Raw genomic sequence first — 19004 nt, 5'->3', positions numbered from 1 at the left:
TCCATCGCGAGCAAGCTCGCTCCTACATATCGGTCCGGATCAGCTGCCTTTGACAGCCTTGCCGTTGACCGTGCCGTCCAGGAGCATGATGTTGTACTCCTTGCCGTCGGTTTCGACCTGTTGCAGGCGGACCAGCAGGTAATCCCAGTCCTTGGCGAACCACATCACGGTGATGCGTTTGCTTTGTGTCGGGTCGCGCACGCGCTCAACCTTGATCGCTTCGATCTGACCGGCCTTGGTGTCGACTTTTTCCGTGCCGAGCACGCGGAAATCATAGGTGTCGACTTCACCGCCATCGACCACCTGATAGCTCATGGTCTTTTTGCCGGCGGCCACGTCGTGCTGCAGTGCCAGTTGATAGGTCGACTTGTCGACCATGCCGCGGTTCAGTGGAACCTTGACCGGATCGCCACGATCGGTGCCGGTGACCATCTTGGCGTTCCAGTCGAAGTCCAGATCAGCCTTTTTCGCCTTGCCCAGACCACCACGTTCGAAGTGGTACGACTGCGGCAGCAGGGTGTCCTTGTCCAGGGTCAGGGTGCTTTCTTCGGTCAGGCTGGCGATCATCATCGACGCCTTGAAACTCAGTTTCCATTTGCCGTCGCTGGTTTTTTCCAGGCTGCGTTCGGCAGTGCCGCTCATGGGCAGCTGTTTCCAGTCGGCGGTGTAGCTGGCGGAGAAGGGTTGAAGGTCTGCCGCCTGGGCGAAGGGCAAGGCGAGCAGAGCGCAAGCGAAGAGCAGGGCGCGACGCATAAAATCTCCTAGTTTCGAATCAAGTGGCCGCTGGCCGCGAGTAACTGTCCATCCAGTAAAGCACCTTGCTCGCCGAGGGCTAGACGGCCTTCGGCAAACCAGCGTACGGCCATCGGGTAGATCAGGTGTTCCTGAACATGGACCCGCTGCGCCAGACTCTGCGGCGAATCCTGTAACTCTACCGGTATTACAGCCTGTACGACCAGTGGTCCGCCATCGAGTTCCTCGGTGACGAAGTGCACGGAGCAGCCATGCTCGGCGTCGCCAGCCTCCAGCGCGCGCTGATGAGTGTGTAACCCTTTGTATTTGGGTAGCAGCGAGGGATGGATATTGAGCAGGCGACCCTGATAGTGGCGTACGAAACCCGCGCTGAGAATGCGCATGAATCCGGCCAGTACCACGAGTTCGGGATTGAAGGCGTCGATCAGTTCGATCAGTGCGGCATCGAAGGCCTCGCGACCTTCGAAAGCCTTGTGATCCAGGGTGCGGGTGTCGATACCCGCGTCCCTGGCGCGTTGCAGGCCGTAGGCGTCGGCGCGGTTGGAAATCACCGCAGCGATGCGGACCGGGCTGTCGCCGGTCCGCGTGCTGTCGATCAGGGCCTGCAAGTTACTGCCGGTGCCGGACAACAGCACCACGACATCACAGGTCTTAGGCATCAGTGAGCCTTGAGGTTCTTTAGTTCAACCTGAGCCGCGCCTTCGGCGGCGGTGGAGATCTGGCCGATGACCCAAGGCTGCTCGCCCGCTTCGCGCAGAACGTTCAGGGCTGCTTCAACGTGCTCTTGAGCCACGCAGATGACCATGCCCACGCCGCAGTTCAGCACGCGGTGCATCTCGTTCTCGTCAACGTTGCCTTTCTCTTGCAGCCAGTCGAACACGGCCGGGCGGTTCCAGCTTGCTACGTCAACCACGGCTTGTGCGCCTTTTGGCAGCACGCGCGGGATGTTGTCCAGCAGGCCGCCACCGGTGATGTGGGCCATGGCTTTGACGGCGCCGGTTTCCTTGATCAGCTTGAGCAGCGGCTTCACATAGATGCGGGTCGGAGCCATCAGCAGGTCGGTCAGCGGCTTGCCGTCGAGCTGGGTGTTTTCGATGTCGGCGCCGGACACTTCGATGATCTTGCGGATCAGCGAGTAGCCGTTGGAGTGCGGGCCGGAAGACGGCAGGGCGAGCAGGGCATCGCCGGCGGCAACCTTGGAGCCGTCGATGATTTCGGATTTTTCCACGACGCCGACGCAGAAACCGGCCAGGTCGTAGTCTTCGCCTTCGTACATGCCCGGCATTTCAGCGGTTTCGCCGCCAACCAGCGAGCAACCCGACAGTTCGCAGCCAGCGCCGATGCCGGTTACAACCTGGGCAGCGGTGTCGACGTTGAGTTTGCCGGTAGCGTAGTAGTCGAGGAAGAACAGCGGCTCGGCGCCGCACACCACCAGGTCGTTGACGCACATGGCAACCAGGTCGATGCCGATGCTGTCGTGTTTGTTCAGATTCAGTGCCAGACGCAGCTTGGTGCCGACGCCGTCAGTACCGGAAACCAGCACAGGCTGCTTGTAGCCGGCCGGGATTTCGCAGAGGGCGCCGAAACCGCCCAGGCCGCCCATGACTTCCGGGCGCGCAGTGCGCTTGGCGACGCTCTTGATGCGTTCGACCAATGCTTCACCGGCGTCGATGTCTACACCGGCGTCCTTGTAGCTCAGGGAGGGTTGCTTGCTCATGATCCAGGCCTTTAGGGGGGGATTTCTGGGTAACGACCGAGTCCATCGGGACCGCTCAAACAGGCGAAGGCGAGGGCCATACGCGAATTTCAGGGTGCCCGGCTGTTGCCGGTCTGCGAAGGCGCGCGATTTTATCAGGCTTGAGCCGCAGCGGCCATCCTCAGGCCGACAGCAGGGCCATATCCGTTCAAAAAAAACCGTTGATGCGCGCTGTCGATGGCATCCTGCATGGCTGTATAAGGTATCGAGATTAACCGTCTATCGTTATGACAGTGCGAAAACATACCCCGGACGTGTGAATGTTTTGTATCGGGCGATGGTCACAGCCTTGCTCGATCGTCTTCATGCGGTCTGTTCCAGCCGCTCTTGTCGTCAGGAATCTCCCATGCGTTTTTGTAATTTCTTGTTTGCAGGTTGTTTGTCATTGGTCAGCCTGGTCGGTCATGCCGAAACCGTCAAAGGCCTTTACCAGGTACGCGAGCCGGTGAATGGCCAGTCGCCCGAGGAGCGCGACCAGGCCACTCAACGAGCGTTGGACACCTTGGTGTTGCGCCTGACCGGCGACCCCAAGGCCGCCCAGAGTCCGGGGCTGGCAGCGATTCGCAAGGACCCGCAACAGATCATCAGCCAATACGGCTTTGATGCCGGGCCGCCGGAAGTCCTGAAAGTCGATTTCGACCCGGGCACCACCGAGCAGGCCCTGCGCCGCGCCGGACTGGGCGTGTGGGGGGCCAGTCGGCCGTCGATCCTTGGCTGGTGGTTGAATGATTCCGCCGAGGGCTCAAGTCTGGTCGGCGACGGTCAGGCCAGCGCGGCACCGCTGCGTCGGGCTGCACAGCACCGAGGCTTGCCGCTGCGCCTGCCATTGGCGGATTTGAATGAGCAGATCGTCGCGACCGCGCCGAATCTGGAAGGTGCGGATCCCGCGCCTTTGCATGCGGCCTCGGAACGCTACAGCGCCGATGCCTTGCTCGCGGTACACGCCCAGGAAGAGGGTGGGCAGTGGCAAGCCAAGTGGCGTCTGTGGCTGGGCGATCAGAAGGAGGCCGGCACCGTGCAGGGTGCCGATCAGGCCGCGGTGGCCGATGCGGTGATGCTGGCGGTCAACGAGCGCCTGGCGCCGCGGTTTGTCGCCAGACCTGGTGCTTCGAGCACGCAATTGCTGGAAGTGCAAGGCATGAATCTCGAGCACTACGCATCCCTTGGGCGCTTGCTGGAGCCATTTGGCGGGCGCGTTCAAAGCGTCGAGGGCGACCGGATCGTGTACCTGGTCAATGGCAGCGCCGATCAACTGCGTGCACAGCTGTCGCTGGCGAGGCTGCAAGAGGCGCCGGCGGGGCAGGCCCCGACTCCGGCAGTGCCGGTTCAGCCTGCCGCCAGTGGTGCAGTGCCTGCCCCTGCCCCGGCGCCGGCCCCGACACCGCAACTGCGTTTCCGCTGGTAGTTTTTCTTTCTTTATATAGAAGCAATGGAGTGGTTCATGGCCGATACGCGGCGTTGGTTCTGGCTCGGTGGGGTGGTCCTGCTTTGCGCGTTTGTCTGGTTGTTGCACCCGATCCTGACGCCGTTCCTGGTGGCGCTGCTGTTGGCCTACCTGTTCGATCCGCTGGTGGATCGACTGGAGAGGGCGGGCCTGTCCCGAACCTGGGGTGTAGTGGCGGTGTTTACCCTGTTTACATTGATCTTCACCGCGTTGCTGTTGGTATTGGTACCGCTGCTCGCCAGGCAGTTGTTTCGTTTGTATGAACTGGCCCCGCAGATGCTCGACTGGATACAGCACACTGCGTTGCCTTGGGCGCAATCGAAGTTCGGCCTGTCGGACGGTTTCTGGAAGTTCGACAAGCTGAAGGCAGCCATCAGCGAGCATATGAGCCAGACCACCGATGTTGTCGGCGTGGTGCTGAGTCATGCCACTGCCTCGGGGCTGGCGTTGATTGGCTGGCTGGCGAATCTGGTGCTGATTCCGGTGGTGAGCTTCTACTTGTTGCGCGATTGGGACCTGATGATGGCCAAGATCCGCAGCCTGCTGCCCCGTGAGCGTGAAGAGCGCGCGGTGTCGCTGGCGGGTGAATGCCATGAAGTGCTCGGAGCGTTCGTTCGCGGACAGTTGCTGGTGATGGTGGCCTTGGGGGTGATCTACGCAGCAGGCCTGATGCTGGTCGGGCTGGAACTGGGTTTGTTGATTGGCCTGATTGCCGGTCTGGCGGCGATCGTGCCGTACATGGGGTTTATCATTGGCATTGGCGCGGCGCTGATTGCGGGGTTGTTCCAGTTCGGTGGTGATCTATACCCGATGCTTGGCATCGTCGCGGTGTTCATGGTCGGCCAGGCACTGGAGGGTATGGTGCTGACGCCGTTGCTGGTCGGTGACCGGATCGGTCTGCACCCGGTGGCGGTGATTTTCTCGATCCTGGCCGGTGGCGAGCTGTTTGGCTTTACCGGTGTGCTGCTGGCATTGCCGGTCGCCGCAGTGATCATGGTGCTGGTGCGTCATGTGCATGATTTGTATAAGGATTCTGAGATCTACTCGGGCGTCGACGAACCGGAGCTGTAAGGGTTGTCGACGGGCGATGGCGGGCTGCCCGGGTTGGTGCCGGGTCGGCCTGCTTGCATCGTGCGACTGTCACATGCACCGCCAAAGAATCTGTCACCAAACCGGGGCGTTAACGCAAACCTTTGATTTTGCTTGTGGTCTGTCGCATTGTGCGGTCCGCTTCACGGGTATAAACTTCGCAAACTTTACACAGAGGCCACTAACGGTTCCTTTGGAACTGTTCAGTCAGCATGAAACCGATTCAGCTGCCCCTAGGTGTGCGTCTGCGTGACGACGCCACCTTTATCAATTACTACCCAGGCGCCAATGCCGCTGCACTCGGCTATGTCGAGCGGCTATGCGAAGCCGACGCCGGCTGGACCGAAAGCCTGATCTACCTTTGGGGCAAGGATGGGGTAGGGCGTACGCACCTGTTGCAGGCCGCCTGCCTGCGCTTCGAGCAATTGGGGGAACCCGCGGTGTATCTGCCGCTGGCCGAACTGCTCGATCGCGGCATTGAAATTCTCGACAACCTTGAACAGTACGAACTGGTCTGTCTCGATGACCTGCAGGCGGTTGCCGGCAAGGCGGACTGGGAAGAGGCGCTGTTCCATCTGTTCAATCGCTTGCGCGACAGCGGCCGACGCTTGCTGATTGCCGCGTCGACCTCCCCGCGCGAGTTGCCGGTGAAGCTGGCAGATCTCAAATCCCGCCTGACCCTGGCCTTGATCTTCCAGATGCGCCCGCTGTCCGATGAGGACAAATTGCGTGCCTTGCAATTGCGCGCATCCCGTCGCGGGCTGCATCTGACCGATGAAGTCGGGCATTTCATCCTGACTCGCGGTACCCGCAGCATGAGTGCGCTTTTCGAGCTGCTGGAGCGTCTCGATCAGGCCTCCCTCCAGGCTCAGCGCAAGCTGACCATCCCGTTTTTGAAAGAAACCCTCGGCTGGTAAACCCGCTGAAACCGGGGCTTTGGCGGGTTTTGGCATATTTCAGGCGTCAGAAAACCCGCTTTCCTGCACGGTGGCAGGCTGCGTGTGAGTTTTAAATGGGCTTAAGCGCTTAGATGTAAACGAGAAACGGATAAGTCACAAAAAGATCGATTGAATTTGCAAATGAGGTTGATAGCGGGCATAGTCTCGGCTTCTTTACAACTTTCAGCCACGGTCGTGCCCATGCTCAATCGCTTCGCACCCCTCGTGCCTCTCGCACTCGTTACCCTGCTGTTCGGTTGCGCTGCCCACACTCCGGTGTCCCAGCAAGTGCCGCAACAACAGGTTCAAAACTCCGTTACTGCCCAGTCCTCCTCTCTTTTCCAGGAAGAGCTGGCTACCGAAAAAGAGCTCGCAGACTTCGCCGGTGGCAAGTCCTACCAGCTTCCGGTACTGGCCGACAGCATCCTCGAACGTGGCATGTCCCTGATCGGTACCCGTTACCGTTTCGGCGGTACCTCTGAAGCCGGCTTCGATTGCAGTGGTTTCATCGGTTACCTGTTCCGCGAAGAAGCGGGCATGAACCTGCCGCGCTCCACCCGCGAAATGATCAACGTGGACGCTCCACTGGTCTCGCGCAGCAAGCTTGAGCCGGGCGACCTGTTGTTCTTCGCAACCAACGGCCGTCGCGGTCGCGTCAGTCACGCCGGGATCTACCTGGGTGACAACCAGTTCATCCATTCCAGCAGCCGCCGCAGCGGTGGCGTGCGGATCGATAGCCTGGGTGACAGCTACTGGAGCAAGACCTTCATCGAAGCCAAGCGCGCCCTGGCAATGGCGCCTAATGCGTCGCCAATCGTCACTGCCCGCAAATAAGCGCACAGTTTGTAAGGCAAACTTAAAGTCTTACTTGAAGTTTGCCATATAACCGCTAGAATCCTGATGTATGAATGATGGCAAACCGCCTGCGTCCCGCGCAGGCGGTTTTCTTTTCTGCACTCCCGGCAGAAAAAGCCGCAGCCAGATCAGGATGCTCTGCTTATGACGACGTCGGCCCGCCTCGCAATCATGTTCTTCGCAGCGCTGCTCAGCGCTTGTGCCAGCCGTACACCGCCACCAGCGCCGGTGGTTCGTGCCCCCATCGTATTTGGCTCTTCACAAGCGTTTTCGCCCGAGGCGGAAGACGTGCTGTTTCGCGCGCTCGGTCTGGTGGGCACGCCTTATCGCTGGGGTGGCAATACGCCGGATTCCGGATTTGATTGCAGCGGCCTGATCGCTTACGTTTACCGCGATGTCGCCGGCATTTCCTTGCCGCGCACCACTCGCGAGATGATCGCCATGCAAGCGGCGAGTGTGGGCAAGGAAGGCCTGCAAACCGGTGACCTGATTTTCTTCGCCACCAATGGCGGTTCCCAGGTCAGTCATGCCGGCATCTACGTGGGGGAAGGGCGCTTTGTCCACGCGCCGGCCACCGGTGGCACCGTGAAGCTCGACAGCCTGTCCAAGACGTATTGGCAAAAGGCTTATCTGAGCGCCAAGCGTGTTCTGCAGCCTGAACATCTGGCGCGCAACCCGTAACTTCCGGAGCTGGTTGTCATGACTGCTCGCACCCTCAATCTCGACGATTCGCTGTATCAGTACCTGCTCGACGTCTCGCTGCGGGAAACCCCGCTGCTCAAGCGCCTGCGCGATGAAACCCAGGCGCTGCCCATGGCTCGCTGGCAGGTGGCGCCGGAGCAAGGGCAGTTTCTCGCTTTGCTGGTGAAACTGACGGGGGCCAGGCGCTTGCTCGAAGTCGGCACCTTTACCGGTTACAGCGCGCTGTGCATGGCGGCGGCATTGCCCGCTGACGGTTCGCTGATTTGCTGTGATATCCCCGGCGACTACAACGCCACGGCCCTGCGCTACTGGCAGGAAGCCGGGCTGGCCGGACGCATCGATCTGCGTCTGGCGCCTGCCCTGGAAACCCTCGGCAAGCTGGACCAGCCAGGCCAGTTCGATCTGATTTTCATCGATGCCGACAAGGCCAACTATCCGGGTTATCTGGAACACGCCCTGCGATTGCTGCGGGTTGGCGGGCTGGCGGTGTTCGATAACACCCTGTGGAGCGGGCGCGTGCTTGAGACCAATCCAGAGAGCGCGGACACCCGGGCGATCCAGGCGCTGAACCGGGCGTTGAAGGATGATGCGCGGGTGGATCTGTCGTTGTTGCCGTTGGGGGATGGTTTGACCCTTTGCCGCAAACGCTGAACCCCGTGGGAACGGGCTTGCTCGCGAATACAGGCTGTCAGTCGACTGATGTGTTGGCTGATACACCGCATTCGCGAGCAAGCCCGCTCCCACAGGTTCAGTGACTTACTTTGCTGCCGACACTCGCCATACCTTGTTCCCCACATCATCGGCCACCAACAGGTCACCCTGCCGGTCGATCACCACGCCCACCGGCCGGCCCATGGCTTCTTCCTTGTCGTTGAGAAACCCGCTGAGCACTTCAACCGGGTTTCCGACTGGCTTGCCAGCGCGGAAGGGCACGAAAATCACTTTGTAGCCGCTGTGGGGCTTGCGGTTCCAGGAGCCGTGCTGGCCGATGAAGGCGCCTTCCCTGAATTGCGCCGGCAACTTGTTGCCTTCGGCAAACGCCAGGCCCAGTGACGCCGTGTGTGGGCCGACGGCGTAGTCCGGGGTGATAGCCTTGGCCACCAGGTCCGGGTTTTGCGGCTCGACGCGAATATCGACATGCTGGCCGTAGTAACTGAACGGCCAGCCATAGAATGCCCCGTCTTTAACCGAGGTGATGTAGTCCGGTACCAGATCACTGCCGATTTCATCCCGTTCGTTGACCGCTGTCCACAACGCACCACTGCGCGGTTCCCAGGCCATGCCGTTGGGGTTGCGCAGACCTGAGGCAAAGATCCGGTGCTGGCCGGTGGCGCGATCCACTTCCCAGATCGCTGCACGACCTTCTTCCTTGTCCATGCCGTTTTCCGCAACGTTGCTGTTGGAGCCCACAGTGACGTAGAGCTTGCTGCCGTCCTTGCTGGCGATGACGTTTTTGGTCCAGTGGTGGTTAAGCGGGCCGCCTGGCAGGTCAATTACCTTGATCGGTGGTGACTGGATCTGCGTATCGCCACTTTCATAGTGAAAGCGCAGAAGGCGATCGGTATCGGCCACGTACAGGTCATTGCCGACCAGCGTCATGCCGAAGGGCGAATTGAGGTTTTGCACAAACACCGTGCGGGTTTCCGCAACGCCATCGTGATCCTTGTCGCGCAGCAAAGTGATGCGGTTCGCGCTGGGCACGCGAGCCCCGGCACGCCCCATGACTTTCTTCATCACCCAGCCGCGAACGCTTTTGCCGTCTTCGGGTTTCGCTGGTGCGCTGGTTTCCGCCACGAGCACATCGCCATTGGGCAGCACATAAAGCCAGCGCGGGTGATCCAGGTCTTCGGCAAAAGCGGCCACTTGAGTGCCCGTTGCTGCGACGGGTTTCGCACCCTGTGGCCAGCCGATGGCCGGTGCGATGTTCACGGTCGGGATCAGGGTTTTGTTCGGTTCCGGCAGTCGGGGCGAAGGGCCGGTGCCATCGGAGACTTGCAGGCGGGAGGTCTCGCTGCAAGCGGCGAGCCCTCCTGAGAGCGCGATAACGAGAACGAGCGAGGGCGTGCGCATGCTGGTCTTCCCTATGAATGCCTTGTTCTAATCATAGAGAAGCGTTATCGACCGATGGTTCAACCCTTAGCCGCGTGTTTCCTTGAACAGCACCGCAATGCCGGGGTGATAGTTGCCAGCTTCGTTGCGCAATTTGCGGTAGGCATAAGGGAAATACCAGGCGACGGCGCAGGTGTGTTCCTTTTGCAGGTCGTCGACCATGTCCTGGAGTTCTTCCGGCGTTGCGCCTTGCTGGGCTTTTTGCGGGGCGACGAACAGGCAGCCGAGTTTCAGGTCGCTGGCATGGCTCACTCGCTTCGCATCGCTGGCGATGTCGACCAAGGCCTGGGTCAGGTTGAGGCTGTTGACCCGTGGCCAGCGCTGGCTGACCTGGATGTAGGCGCGGGTTTCGGGCGAGGCGAGGAACAGGTCGGCACGGCCGTTGCGGTCGCCTTCTTCGGTCTGTTTGCGGGTGGGGGTCTGTTGCAGCGTGACCATCTCGGCCATCCAGGCCGCGGCAGAGAGCAGTCCGAGATTGGCTTTTTCGTCATGCCAGTACGGTGTGTCGCCATCGCCACGGACGGCGTTATAGCGGTCGATGCATTCGAACCAGCGCTCGAGCACCGGACGCAGGAATTCCAGCTTTGGATTGCTGATGATCATGCCTTGCATGGGCTCACCCTTGTTATTGTGTTGTGGGGTTGTGGCTCTTTGATATCACTGCTGCGAGCGTGGCACAAGATTGACGTCAGATTATTGATTGACGACAGTTATTCGGCAGGTGGCCGCCCGGCTTTAATTGACGCTCCACCCCCAACCCTCTAACCTTCGCGGCTTGTTTCAGGTGCTCTGTGACTTGGGTCGACAGAGTGAAACAGGGAAGCCGGTGAGTGAGTCCTTCTGTTTGTCGAAGGCCTGCAATTCCGGCGCTGCCCCCGCAACGGTAAATGAGTGAAAACTGTGTGTGATGCCACTGTGTCGATTCGATGCGGGAAGGCGCACAGTCCGGCCCCGCGGCCACTCATGAGCCCGGAGACCGGCCTGATTCATCCAGCGGCATCACGGTGGGCGATGCCAGGCTTGTTGCCTTCTTTTGCTGTGCCTGCCCGCCGTTATTCCTGCCTCAACGGAGAGCTCCCCCATGACTGATACCCCCGATCGTGACGAACGCCACCTGGCGCGCATGCAGCGCAAAAAAGCCGTGATCGACGAACGCATCGCCAATTCCCCGAACGAATGCGGCCTGTTGCTGGTGCTGACCGGTAACGGCAAAGGCAAGAGCAGTTCGGCCTTTGGCATGCTCGCCCGCGCCATGGGGCATGGCATGCAATGCGGCGTGGTGCAGTTCATCAAGGGCCGCAACAGCACGGGCGAAGAGCTGTTTTTCCGGCGCTTTCCCGAGCAGGTGCGTTTTCATGTGATGGGTGAAGGTTTTACCTGGGAAACCCAGGACCGTCAGCGCGACATCGCTGCCGCCGAAGCCGCCTGGGCGGTGTCGCAGCAACTGCTGCGCGATCCGTCTATTGGTCTGGTGGTGCTGGACGAATTGAACATCGCACTCAAGCATGGCTACCTCGACCTCGATCAGGTGCTCAGCGACTTGCAGTCCCGGCCACCGATGCAGCACGTGGTGGTCACCGGTCGTGCCGCCAAGCCGGAAATGATCGAGATGGCTGACACCGTCACCGAAATGGGCGTGATCAAACATGCCTTCCAGGCCGGGATCAAAGCGCAGAAAGGCGTCGAGCTGTGAGTCGCACTTTATGAATAGCCCTCGTCAATGCCCGGCGGTACTGATTGCCGCGCCGGCTTCCGGCCAGGGCAAGACCACCGTCACCGCGGCGCTGGCCCGATTGCATCGCAATCAGGGGCGCAAGGTCCGCGTGTTCAAGTGCGGCCCGGACTTTCTCGATCCGATGATTCTCGAGCGCGCCAGCGGTGCGCCGGTGTATCAGCTGGACATGTGGATGGTCGGCGAGCAGGAGAGTCGCCGGTTACTGTGGGAAGCCGCGGCCGAAGCCGACCTGATTCTGATCGAAGGCGTCATGGGGCTGTTCGACGGTACGCCGTCGAGCGCCGATCTGGCGCGGCATTTTGGTGTGCCGGTGCTGGGTGTGATCGATGGCACCGCCATGGCCCAGACCTTCGGCGCATTGGCCCTGGGGCTGGCGCGTTATCAGCCGGACTTGCCGTTCGCCGGCGTGCTGGCCAACCGCGTCGGCACACTGCGCCATGCGCAACTGCTCGAAGGCAGCCTGACTGAAGGTTTGCGCTGGTACGGCGCGCTGTCCCGGGAAACCGGGATCGAACTGCCGAGCCGGCACCTGGGGCTGGTTCAGGCCAGTGAGCTGAACGATCTCGACCTGCGCCTCGATGCGGCCGCCGATGCCCTGGCCAGCAGCTGCGAGGTCGCGCTGCCACCGGCAGTCGAGTTCGCCGCACCGGATGCCATCGCCGCCGAACCGTTGCTGGCCGGTGTGCGCATTGCCGTTGCCCGGGATGAAGCCTTTGCATTCACCTACGGTGCGAGCCTGGACTTGCTGCGGGCGATGGGCGCCGAGTTGTCATTCTTCTCGCCGATCCGCGACCGTGCGTTACCAGAGGCCGACAGCCTGTACCTGCCGGGTGGTTACCCGGAGCTGCACCATGTTGCGCTGGCGCAGAACACCACGATGCTCGATGCGATCCGCGCCCACCACCAGGCAGGCAAACCACTGCTCGCCGAGTGTGGCGGCATGCTGTATCTGCTCGATTCGCTGACCGATGTCGAGGGCACTCGCGCCGAACTGGTGGGCTTGCTGGCCGGTGATGCGGTCATGCAAAAGCGTCTGGCGGCGCTGGCGTTGCAAGCGGTGGAACTGCCGGAAGGTTCGCTGCGCGGGCACACCTACCACCATTCGCTGACGACTACTGAATTGACACCGATTGCCCGTGGCTTGAGTCCTAACGGTGGGCGAGGGGCGGAAGCGGTTTATCGTGAGGGGCGGATGACTGCCTCCTATGTGCATTTCTATTTTCCGTCCAATCCGTCGGCGATTGCCGCGCTGTTTGCGCCTGACCGAAAGGGCGCCTTCGCGAGCAAGCCCGCTCCCACAGGGGATCGAGTTTCATCAGGCCACTCACTTTCAAATGTGGGAGCGGGCTTGCCCGCGAAGAGGCCATGACGGATAACGGATTTTCCGAAGCCGAACGCGCAGCGGTCTATCGCGCCATCGCCGAACGCCGCGACATGCGCCACTTCAGCGGCGGCACCGTCGAGCCTGAATTGCTCCGGCGCCTGCTCGAGGCCGCACACCAGGCACCCAGTGTCGGCCTGATGCAGCCCTGGCGCTTCATCCGCATCAGTGATCGCACCTTGCGCGGGCAAATCCAGGCCCTGGTGGAAGAAGAACGCATCCGCACCGCCGAAGCCCTCGGCGAGCGCAGCGATGAGTTCATGAAGCTCAAGGTGGAAGGCATCAACGATTGCGCCGAGGTACTGGTCGCCGCACTGATGGACGAGCGCGAGCAGCATATCTTCGGCCGCCGCACCTTGCCGGAAATGGACATGGCCTCACTGTCCTGTGCCATCCAGAACCTGTGGCTGGCGTCCCGCGCGGAAGGGCTGGGCATGGGCTGGGTGTCGCTGTTCGAACCCCGGGCACTGGCGGACCTGTTGCGGCTGCCGCCGGGCGCCAAACCGCTGGCGGTGCTGTGTCTGGGACCGGTCAAAGAGTTCTACCCGGCGCCGATGCTGGTGCTTGAAGGCTGGGCGCAGGCGCGTCCGCTACATGAATTGCTGTACGAAAATTTCTGGGGAGTGAGTCAATGAGTGTGGCGTTGTTGAGTGTCGCCGCGGTTGCGCTGGATGCGCTGCTGGGTGAGCCCAAACGCTGGCATCCGCTGGTGGCGTTCGGCCGTTTTGCCGAGCGCATCGAGCAACGTTTCAACGGTGGTGGTCGCGGTTGGCGCAGCCATGGCGTCACTGCGTGGGTGATCGCCGTGTTGCCGCTGACGCTGCTGGCCACGGCATTCTCCTGGGCGCCTTATGTCGGCTGGATCGTCGAGATACTCGCGCTCTATTGCGCCCTCGGCATGCGCAGCCTCGGCGAGCACGTCGAGCCTGTGGCCAAGGCCCTGCGCGGTGGTGATCTTGATGAAGCACGCAAACGTGTGAGCTATCTGGTCAGCCGTAAAACCAGCGAACTGGATGAAACTGAAGTTGCCCGTGCCGCTACCGAATCGGTACTGGAAAACGGCAGCGATGCGGTGTTCGCGGCACTGTTCTGGTTTGCCGTGGCGGGTGTGCCGGGCGTGGTGCTCTACCGCCTGAGCAATACGCTGGATGCGATGTGGGGCTATCGCAATGAGCGCTTCGAGCGGTTCGGCTGGGCGGCGGCGAAGATCGACGACGTGCTCAATTACATTCCTGCGCGTCTGGTGGCACTGACTTACGCACTGCTGGGCAAAACCCGGCTGGCGTTGAAATGCTGGCGCACCCAGGGCCCGACCTGGGACAGCCCGAACGCCGGCCCGGTGATGGCGGCGGGTGCGGGTGCGCTGGGTGTCGAACTGGGCGGGGCGGCGATTTATCACGGCGAACTGCATCAGCGTCCGCAGTTGGGCGAAGGCGTGCCGGCGGATGCCGACTCCATTGACCGGGGCTGGCAATTGGTCCAGCGCGGGGTATGGTTATGGCTGCTGATTCTCTGCATGGGGGCTGAGTTTTATGCTTGAGCACGGTGGGCGGCTGCGCAAGGCAGCGCTCGAGTACGGCATCGATGAAGCTGACTGGCTGGACCTGTCCACGGGGCTGGCACCCTGGCCGTTCCCGGTGCCGGATATTCCGCTGCGGGCCTGGGCCCGTCTGCCGGAGACGGACGATGGCCTGGAGCAAGCCGCCTGTGATTACTACGGTACCTTGCAGGCGCTGCCGGTGGCCGGCTCGCAGATGGCGATCCAACTGCTGCCGCGATTGCGTCGGGCGGGCAAGGTCGGCGTGTTGTCGCCGTGTTATGCCGAGCATGCCGAAGCGTGGCGTCGCAACGGCTACATCGTGCGGGAAGTGCTGGAGCAGGAAGTCGACTTCTTTATCGACAGTTTCGACGTGCTGGTAGTGGTCAATCCGAATAACCCCACAGGCCTGAGCCTTACGCCCAGTCGCTTGCTCGACTGGCACACGCGACTGGCCCAACGCGGTGGCTGGCTGGTCGTGGACGAAGCGTTCATGGATAACACGCCGCGACTGAGCCTGGCGCCGTTTGCCCATCAAGTCGGGTTGATCGTGTTGCGCTCCTTCGGCAAGTTTTTCGGCCTGGCCGGCGTGCGCCTGGGCTTTGTGCTGGCGGAGCGCAAGTTGCTCAAGTTGCTGGCTGAACAAGTGGGGCCGTGGGCCGTGAGCGGGCCGACCCGGGTGGTGGGCCACGCCTGCCTGCGCAATACCGAAGAGCAGACCCGGCAACGGATACGCGCGGATGACGCCAGCGAGCGCCTTGCGTCGTTGCTGGAGCAACATGGGTTCCAGCCGCAGGGCGGTTGCGCGCTATTCCAGTGGCTGGTCACCGAACGCGCCGAAGAGCTGCATGAGTTCATGGCCCGGCGCGGCATTCTCCTGCGGTTGTTCGCGCACAACAGCAGCCTGCGATTCGGCTTGCCCGGTGACGAAGCCGCCTGGGTGCGACTGGCGCAGGCGTTCGAAGATTTCGCCAAGGAAAACCAATGACCACGCTGATGGTGCAGGGCACCACGTCGGATGCCGGTAAAAGCACACTGGTGACCGCGCTGTGCCGTTGGGCCACGCGCCAGGGCACCAGGGTGGTGCCGTTCAAGCCGCAGAACATGGCACTCAACAGCGCGGTGACCGCCGACGGTGGCGAGATCGGTCGCGCCCAGGCGGTACAGGCCCAGGCCGCGCACCTTGAACCGCACACCGACATGAACCCGGTGCTGCTCAAGCCCAACAGTGACACCGGTGCCCAGGTGATCATCCATGGTCGCGCCGTCACGACCATGAACGCCGTTGCCTATCACGACTACAAAGCCATCGCGATGCAAGCGGTACTGGCCTCCCACCAGCGCTTGAGCGCGGAGTATCCGCTGGTGATGGTCGAGGGCGCGGGCTCGCCGGCGGAAATCAATCTGCGGGCTGGCGACATCGCCAACATGGGCTTTGCCGAAGCGGTGGATTGCCCGGTCGTGCTGATCGCCGATATCAATCGCGGCGGGGTTTTCGCCCATCTGGTGGGCACCCTTGAACTGCTGTCGCCGAGCGAACAGGCGCGGGTCAAAGGATTCGTCATCAATCGTTTCCGTGGTGATATCGCGTTGCTGCAACCCGGTCTCGACTGGCTCGAAGAACGCACCGGCAAACCGGTAATCGGCGTGTTGCCGTACGTGATGGACCTGCACCTGGAGGCCGAGGACGGCATCGATCAACGCCAGACCGATAAAGCCGACCAGGTACTGAAAGTGGTAGTACCGGTGCTGCCGCGCATCAGCAATCACACCGATTTCGATCCGCTGCGCCTGCATCCGCAAGTGGACCTGCAATTCATCGGCCCCGGCCAGGCGATTCCACCCGCCGACCTGATCATTCTTCCTGGCTCGAAAAGCGTGCGCAGCGACCTCGCGTACCTGCGGGCCAATGGCTGGGAAACCGCAATCGCCCGGCACCTGCGTTACGGCGGAAAACTGCTGGGGATTTGTGGCGGCCTGCAGATGCTCGGCGAGCAAGTGCATGACCCGCTGGGTCTCGAAGGTGCGCCGGGTTCCAGTGTCGGTTTGGGGCTGCTGGCGTTCCAGACTCAACTCGAACAAGAGAAGCAGTTGCGCAATGTGCGTGGGCGTCTGGCGCTGGAAGATGCGCCGGTTGCGGGTTATGAAATTCATGCCGGCGTGACCACCGGGCCGGCGCTGGAAAATGCCGCCGTGCAACTGGATGACGGTCGCTGTGACGGTGCGCAAAGTTTGGACGGGCAGATTTTCGGCACCTACCTGCACGGGTTGTTCGAATCGCCGGCGGCGTGCAGTGCGCTGTTGCGCTGGGCCGGGTTGCAGGATGTGCAGGCCGTGGATTACCACGCCTTGCGCGAGCGCGATATCGAGCGGCTGGCGGATCTGGTGGAGAAGCATCTGGATACCGGGCTGTTGCGGGAACTCTGTGGAATCTGAGGTGGAAGCTCTGGCCTCTTCGCGAGCAAGCCCGCTCCCACGGTTGACCGCGTTCTAAATGTGGGAGCGGGCTTGCTCGCGAAGACTGAAGTGGCCACACCGCTCATTTGAAAGGATGTAACCATGCTGCAACTGATCCTCGGCGGCGCCCGCTCCGGCAAGAGTCGCCTGGCTGAAAAACTCGCCACCGACAGCGCTCTGGCCGTGACCTACATCGCCACCAGCCAGCCGCTGGATGGAGAAATGAGCGAGCGTGTGGCCCATCACCGCGCCCGTCGTCCTGTCGAATGGGCATTGATCGAAGAGCCCGTGGAACTGGCTCGGGTGCTGCGCGAATCCGCCCGTACCGACAGTTGCCTGCTGGTGGATTGCCTGACCCTGTGGCTGACCAACCTGCTGATGCTCGACGATGCCGAGCGCCTGACAGCCGAGCGTGATGCCTTGCTGGACTGCCTGGCGTCGCTGCCGGGTGAAATCATTTTTGTCAGCAACGAGACCGGAATGGGTGTCGTGCCGCTGGGCGAATTGACTCGCCGCTATGTCGATGAGGCCGGTTGGCTGCATCAAGCTCTGGCTGAGCGCTGTCAGCGTGTCGTGCTGACCGTCGCCGGCCTGCCCCTGACTCTGAAAGGAACTGCGTTATGACTCAATCCTGGTGGCTGAACCCGAGCAAGCCAGTCGATACCCAAGTGGTCGAACAGGCACTGGCGCGGCAACAGCAACTGACCAAACCGGCCGGCTCTCTCGGTCAGCTGGAATCGGTGGCGGTGCAACTGGCGGGTTTGCAGGGGCGGGTCAAGCCGAGCCTGGAGCAGGTGTGGATCGCGATATTTGCCGGCGACCATGGCGTCGTCGCCGAGGGCGTGTCGGCGTTTCCCCAGGAAGTCACCGGGCAGATGCTGCACAATTTCGTCAACGGCGGTGCGGCGATCAGCGTACTGGCGCGGCAACTGGGCGCTTCCCTTGAGGTGGTGGACCTGGGCACGATAACGCCGTCGCTGAACCTGCCGGGCGTACGCCACCTGAACATCGGCCCGGGCACGGCGAACTTTGTCCAGGGGGCGGCCATGACCGGGGCGCAGGGGCAACTCGCCTTGCAGGCCGGCCGTGACAGCGTGCAGCGAGCAATGGCCAGCGGTGCGCAGCTGTTTATCGGTGGCGAAATGGGCATCGGTAACACCACCGCCGCCAGCGCCCTGGCGTGTGCCTTGCTCGATTGCCCGGTGGGCCATCTGACCGGACCCGGTACCGGGCTCAACGCCGAAGGGGTCAGCCACAAGGCCCAAGTGATCGAGCGTGCCTTGGCATTGCATGGCGTGCAGCGTGACGATGCCTTGCAAACCCTGTTCAACCTCGGCGGTTTCGAGATCGCCGCGCTGGTCGGTGCCTATCTCGCCTGTGCCCAGGAGGGTGTCGCGGCGCTGGTGGACGGTTTCATCTGCAGTGTCGCGGCTCTGGTTGCGGTGCGCTTGAATCCTGAATGCCGTCAGTGGCTGTTGTTCGGTCATCGTGGCGCCGAGCCGGGCCATCGTCATGTGCTGGAAACCCTGAATGCGCAACCGTTGCTCGATCTTGGCCTGCGGCTTGGCGAAGGCAGTGGTGCGGCATTGGCCGTGCCGCTGCTGCGTCTGGCTTGCGACCTGCACGGGCAAATGGCGACCTTCGCCGAGGCCGCCGTGGCAGATCGTCCGGCATGACCTTGCACCTGGATCTGTTGCGCCACGGTGAAACCGAACTCGGCGGCGGGCTGCGTGGCAGCATCGATGATGCGTTGACCGACACGGGCTGGGCGCAGATGCGCGCCGCCGTGGTCGGCCGAGGCCCATGGGATCGGCTGGTCAGTTCGCCGTTGCAGCGTTGTGCGCGGTTCGCCGAGGAGCTCGGTGCGCAATTGGCTGTGCCGGTGCAACTGGACAACGACCTGCAAGAGTTGCATTTCGGCGCCTGGGAAGGGCAGAGCGCGGTGGCGTTGATGGAAACCGACGCACAGGCGCTGGGCTTGTTCTGGGCCGACCCCTATTCGTTCACACCGCCTCAGGGTGAACCGGTCGCAGACTTTTCGGCACGGGTGCTGGCTGCGCTGGAGCGGTTGTATGCGAGCTTTCCCGGTGAGCGCATTTTGCTGATCAGCCACGGCGGAGTGATGCGACTGTTGCTGGCACAGGCTCGCGGGCTGCCGCGAGAACAACTGCTCAACGTCGAGGTCGGCCATGGCGCGGTGTTTTCGCTGACGCTGGAATCCGCTGGCTTGTTGAAGGAAGTGCTCTGA

20 protein-coding genes and 1 riboswitch are annotated in these 19004 nt (G+C 62.0%); of the genes, 15 read left to right on the top strand and 5 right to left on the bottom strand.

The window, feature by feature from the left end; translation table 11 throughout:
- Window positions 1–39: 39 nt before the first annotated feature.
- From ACEN8Q_RS15095 to purM, 3 genes are read right to left on the bottom strand one after another with little or no spacing between them, the layout of a single operon-like run.
- Window positions 40–753 (bottom strand): DUF3108 domain-containing protein, encoded by a 714-nt coding sequence (locus ACEN8Q_RS15095; protein ID WP_413425328.1) that lies wholly within the window; start codon window positions 751–753, stop codon window positions 40–42.
- An 8-nt stretch (window positions 754–761) separates the two neighbouring features.
- A complete protein-coding gene (gene purN / locus ACEN8Q_RS15090) occupies window positions 762–1412 on the bottom strand; it encodes a phosphoribosylglycinamide formyltransferase (RefSeq protein ID WP_057399406.1) in 651 nt (216 codons plus the stop codon).
- Window positions 1412–2470: a phosphoribosylformylglycinamidine cyclo-ligase gene (gene purM, locus ACEN8Q_RS15085; protein ID WP_008049708.1), complete on the bottom strand. Its 1059-nt coding sequence runs from the start codon at window positions 2468–2470 to the stop codon at window positions 1412–1414. Before purM ends, purN begins: the two co-directional genes overlap by 1 nt.
- A gap of 385 nt (window positions 2471–2855) precedes the next feature.
- On the opposite strand from purM, the gene ACEN8Q_RS15080 reads away from it, so the two are divergent.
- From ACEN8Q_RS15080 to ACEN8Q_RS15055, 6 genes are all read left to right on the top strand, one after another.
- Entirely contained in the window at window positions 2856–3914 is a 1059-nt protein-coding gene (locus tag ACEN8Q_RS15080; protein ID WP_413425326.1) for a DUF2066 domain-containing protein, read from the top strand.
- Between the two features lie 36 nt (window positions 3915–3950).
- Entirely contained in the window at window positions 3951–5024 is a 1074-nt protein-coding gene (locus tag ACEN8Q_RS15075) for an AI-2E family transporter (protein WP_413425324.1), read from the top strand.
- Between the two features lie 230 nt (window positions 5025–5254).
- Window positions 5255–5959 (top strand): DnaA regulatory inactivator Hda, encoded by a 705-nt coding sequence (gene hda / locus ACEN8Q_RS15070; protein WP_007898944.1) that lies wholly within the window; start codon window positions 5255–5257, stop codon window positions 5957–5959.
- Window positions 5960–6181: 222 nt separating this feature from the next.
- Window positions 6182–6814, top strand: coding sequence for a C40 family peptidase (locus tag ACEN8Q_RS15065; protein WP_413425321.1), 633 nt, complete (start codon window positions 6182–6184; stop codon window positions 6812–6814).
- Window positions 6815–6979: 165 nt separating this feature from the next.
- Window positions 6980–7516 (top strand): C40 family peptidase, encoded by a 537-nt coding sequence (locus ACEN8Q_RS15060; protein WP_413425319.1) that lies wholly within the window; start codon window positions 6980–6982, stop codon window positions 7514–7516.
- A gap of 18 nt (window positions 7517–7534) precedes the next feature.
- Window positions 7535–8188, top strand: coding sequence for an O-methyltransferase (locus ACEN8Q_RS15055; RefSeq protein ID WP_413425317.1), 654 nt, complete (start codon window positions 7535–7537; stop codon window positions 8186–8188).
- Window positions 8189–8293: 105 nt separating this feature from the next.
- Here the strand turns inward: ACEN8Q_RS15055 and ACEN8Q_RS15050 are convergent, their stop codons facing one another.
- Both ACEN8Q_RS15050 and ACEN8Q_RS15045 read right to left on the bottom strand, forming a co-directional pair.
- Entirely contained in the window at window positions 8294–9607 is a 1314-nt protein-coding gene (locus ACEN8Q_RS15050; protein ID WP_413705416.1) for a PQQ-dependent sugar dehydrogenase, read from the bottom strand.
- 66 nt (window positions 9608–9673) lie between these two features.
- Window positions 9674–10258 (bottom strand): hypothetical protein, encoded by a 585-nt coding sequence (locus ACEN8Q_RS15045; protein ID WP_413425313.1) that lies wholly within the window; start codon window positions 10256–10258, stop codon window positions 9674–9676.
- A gap of 153 nt (window positions 10259–10411) precedes the next feature.
- Window positions 10412–10646, top strand: a riboswitch (cobalamin riboswitch).
- A gap of 81 nt (window positions 10647–10727) precedes the next feature.
- On the opposite strand from ACEN8Q_RS15045, the gene cobO reads away from it, so the two are divergent.
- The 9 genes from cobO to cobC all read left to right on the top strand — a co-directional run bounded on the left by cobO (window position 10728) and on the right by cobC (window position 19004).
- Window positions 10728–11339: a cob(I)yrinic acid a,c-diamide adenosyltransferase gene (gene cobO / locus ACEN8Q_RS15040; protein ID WP_008017892.1), complete on the top strand. Its 612-nt coding sequence runs from the start codon at window positions 10728–10730 to the stop codon at window positions 11337–11339.
- 10 nt (window positions 11340–11349) lie between these two features.
- On the top strand, window positions 11350–12750 hold the full coding sequence (locus ACEN8Q_RS15035; protein ID WP_413425311.1) for a cobyrinate a,c-diamide synthase: 1401 nt from the start codon (window positions 11350–11352) through the stop codon (window positions 12748–12750).
- Window positions 12747–13397, top strand: coding sequence for a 5,6-dimethylbenzimidazole synthase (gene bluB, locus ACEN8Q_RS15030; RefSeq protein WP_413705415.1), 651 nt, complete (start codon window positions 12747–12749; stop codon window positions 13395–13397). Before ACEN8Q_RS15035 ends, bluB begins: the two co-directional genes overlap by 4 nt.
- A complete protein-coding gene (gene cbiB, locus ACEN8Q_RS15025) occupies window positions 13394–14302 on the top strand; it encodes an adenosylcobinamide-phosphate synthase CbiB (protein ID WP_413425307.1) in 909 nt (302 codons plus the stop codon). The genes bluB and cbiB overlap by 4 nt, the downstream gene beginning before the upstream one ends.
- Entirely contained in the window at window positions 14295–15287 is a 993-nt protein-coding gene (gene cobD, locus ACEN8Q_RS15020; protein ID WP_413425305.1) for a threonine-phosphate decarboxylase CobD, read from the top strand. Before cbiB ends, cobD begins: the two co-directional genes overlap by 8 nt.
- On the top strand, window positions 15284–16735 hold the full coding sequence (locus tag ACEN8Q_RS15015; protein WP_413705414.1) for a cobyric acid synthase: 1452 nt from the start codon (window positions 15284–15286) through the stop codon (window positions 16733–16735). The genes cobD and ACEN8Q_RS15015 overlap by 4 nt, the downstream gene beginning before the upstream one ends.
- Window positions 16736–16858: 123 nt before the next feature.
- On the top strand, window positions 16859–17380 hold the full coding sequence (gene cobU, locus ACEN8Q_RS15010; RefSeq protein ID WP_413425301.1) for a bifunctional adenosylcobinamide kinase/adenosylcobinamide-phosphate guanylyltransferase: 522 nt from the start codon (window positions 16859–16861) through the stop codon (window positions 17378–17380).
- Window positions 17377–18432, top strand: coding sequence for a nicotinate-nucleotide--dimethylbenzimidazole phosphoribosyltransferase (gene cobT / locus ACEN8Q_RS15005; protein ID WP_413705413.1), 1056 nt, complete (start codon window positions 17377–17379; stop codon window positions 18430–18432). Before cobU ends, cobT begins: the two co-directional genes overlap by 4 nt.
- The gene (gene cobC / locus ACEN8Q_RS15000) at window positions 18429–19004 is read left to right on the top strand and encodes an alpha-ribazole phosphatase family protein (protein WP_413425297.1); all 576 of its coding nucleotides are present in this window, start codon (window positions 18429–18431) and stop codon (window positions 19002–19004) included. The genes cobT and cobC overlap by 4 nt, the downstream gene beginning before the upstream one ends.

The sequence above is a fragment of the Pseudomonas sp. Pseusp16 genome, from assembly GCF_047324915.1.
Lineage (GTDB): Bacteria > Pseudomonadota > Gammaproteobacteria > Pseudomonadales > Pseudomonadaceae > Aquipseudomonas > Aquipseudomonas fluorescens_CD.
Note: the sequence above shows the minus strand (reverse complement) of the source record. Positions and strands in the feature narration are given on the sequence as shown.

What these genes read in the sequence shown, in the direction of transcription:
- cobD (WP_413425305.1), top strand. Translation starts at nt 14,295, where the DNA reads ATGCTTGAGCACGGTGGGCGGCTGCGCAAGGCAGCGCTCGAGTACGGC.
- ACEN8Q_RS15055 (WP_413425317.1), top strand. Translation starts at nt 7,535, where the DNA reads ATGACTGCTCGCACCCTCAATCTCGACGATTCGCTGTATCAGTACCTG.
- ACEN8Q_RS15065 (WP_413425321.1), top strand. Translation starts at nt 6,182, where the DNA reads ATGCTCAATCGCTTCGCACCCCTCGTGCCTCTCGCACTCGTTACCCTG.
- ACEN8Q_RS15080 (WP_413425326.1), top strand. Translation starts at nt 2,856, where the DNA reads ATGCGTTTTTGTAATTTCTTGTTTGCAGGTTGTTTGTCATTGGTCAGC.
- ACEN8Q_RS15095 (WP_413425328.1), bottom strand. Translation starts at nt 753, where the DNA reads ATGCGTCGCGCCCTGCTCTTCGCTTGCGCTCTGCTCGCCTTGCCCTTC.
- cobC (WP_413425297.1), top strand. Translation starts at nt 18,429, where the DNA reads ATGACCTTGCACCTGGATCTGTTGCGCCACGGTGAAACCGAACTCGGC.
- cobT (WP_413705413.1), top strand. Translation starts at nt 17,377, where the DNA reads ATGACTCAATCCTGGTGGCTGAACCCGAGCAAGCCAGTCGATACCCAA.
- ACEN8Q_RS15015 (WP_413705414.1), top strand. Translation starts at nt 15,284, where the DNA reads ATGACCACGCTGATGGTGCAGGGCACCACGTCGGATGCCGGTAAAAGC.
- ACEN8Q_RS15045 (WP_413425313.1), bottom strand. Translation starts at nt 10,258, where the DNA reads ATGCAAGGCATGATCATCAGCAATCCAAAGCTGGAATTCCTGCGTCCG.
- ACEN8Q_RS15050 (WP_413705416.1), bottom strand. Translation starts at nt 9,607, where the DNA reads ATGCGCACGCCCTCGCTCGTTCTCGTTATCGCGCTCTCAGGAGGGCTC.
- ACEN8Q_RS15035 (WP_413425311.1), top strand. Translation starts at nt 11,350, where the DNA reads ATGAATAGCCCTCGTCAATGCCCGGCGGTACTGATTGCCGCGCCGGCT.
- bluB (WP_413705415.1), top strand. Translation starts at nt 12,747, where the DNA reads ATGACGGATAACGGATTTTCCGAAGCCGAACGCGCAGCGGTCTATCGC.
- ACEN8Q_RS15075 (WP_413425324.1), top strand. Translation starts at nt 3,951, where the DNA reads ATGGCCGATACGCGGCGTTGGTTCTGGCTCGGTGGGGTGGTCCTGCTT.
- ACEN8Q_RS15060 (WP_413425319.1), top strand. Translation starts at nt 6,980, where the DNA reads ATGACGACGTCGGCCCGCCTCGCAATCATGTTCTTCGCAGCGCTGCTC.
- purM (WP_008049708.1), bottom strand. Translation starts at nt 2,470, where the DNA reads ATGAGCAAGCAACCCTCCCTGAGCTACAAGGACGCCGGTGTAGACATC.
- purN (WP_057399406.1), bottom strand. Translation starts at nt 1,412, where the DNA reads ATGCCTAAGACCTGTGATGTCGTGGTGCTGTTGTCCGGCACCGGCAGT.
- cobU (WP_413425301.1), top strand. Translation starts at nt 16,859, where the DNA reads ATGCTGCAACTGATCCTCGGCGGCGCCCGCTCCGGCAAGAGTCGCCTG.
- cobO (WP_008017892.1), top strand. Translation starts at nt 10,728, where the DNA reads ATGACTGATACCCCCGATCGTGACGAACGCCACCTGGCGCGCATGCAG.
- hda (WP_007898944.1), top strand. Translation starts at nt 5,255, where the DNA reads ATGAAACCGATTCAGCTGCCCCTAGGTGTGCGTCTGCGTGACGACGCC.
- cbiB (WP_413425307.1), top strand. Translation starts at nt 13,394, where the DNA reads ATGAGTGTGGCGTTGTTGAGTGTCGCCGCGGTTGCGCTGGATGCGCTG.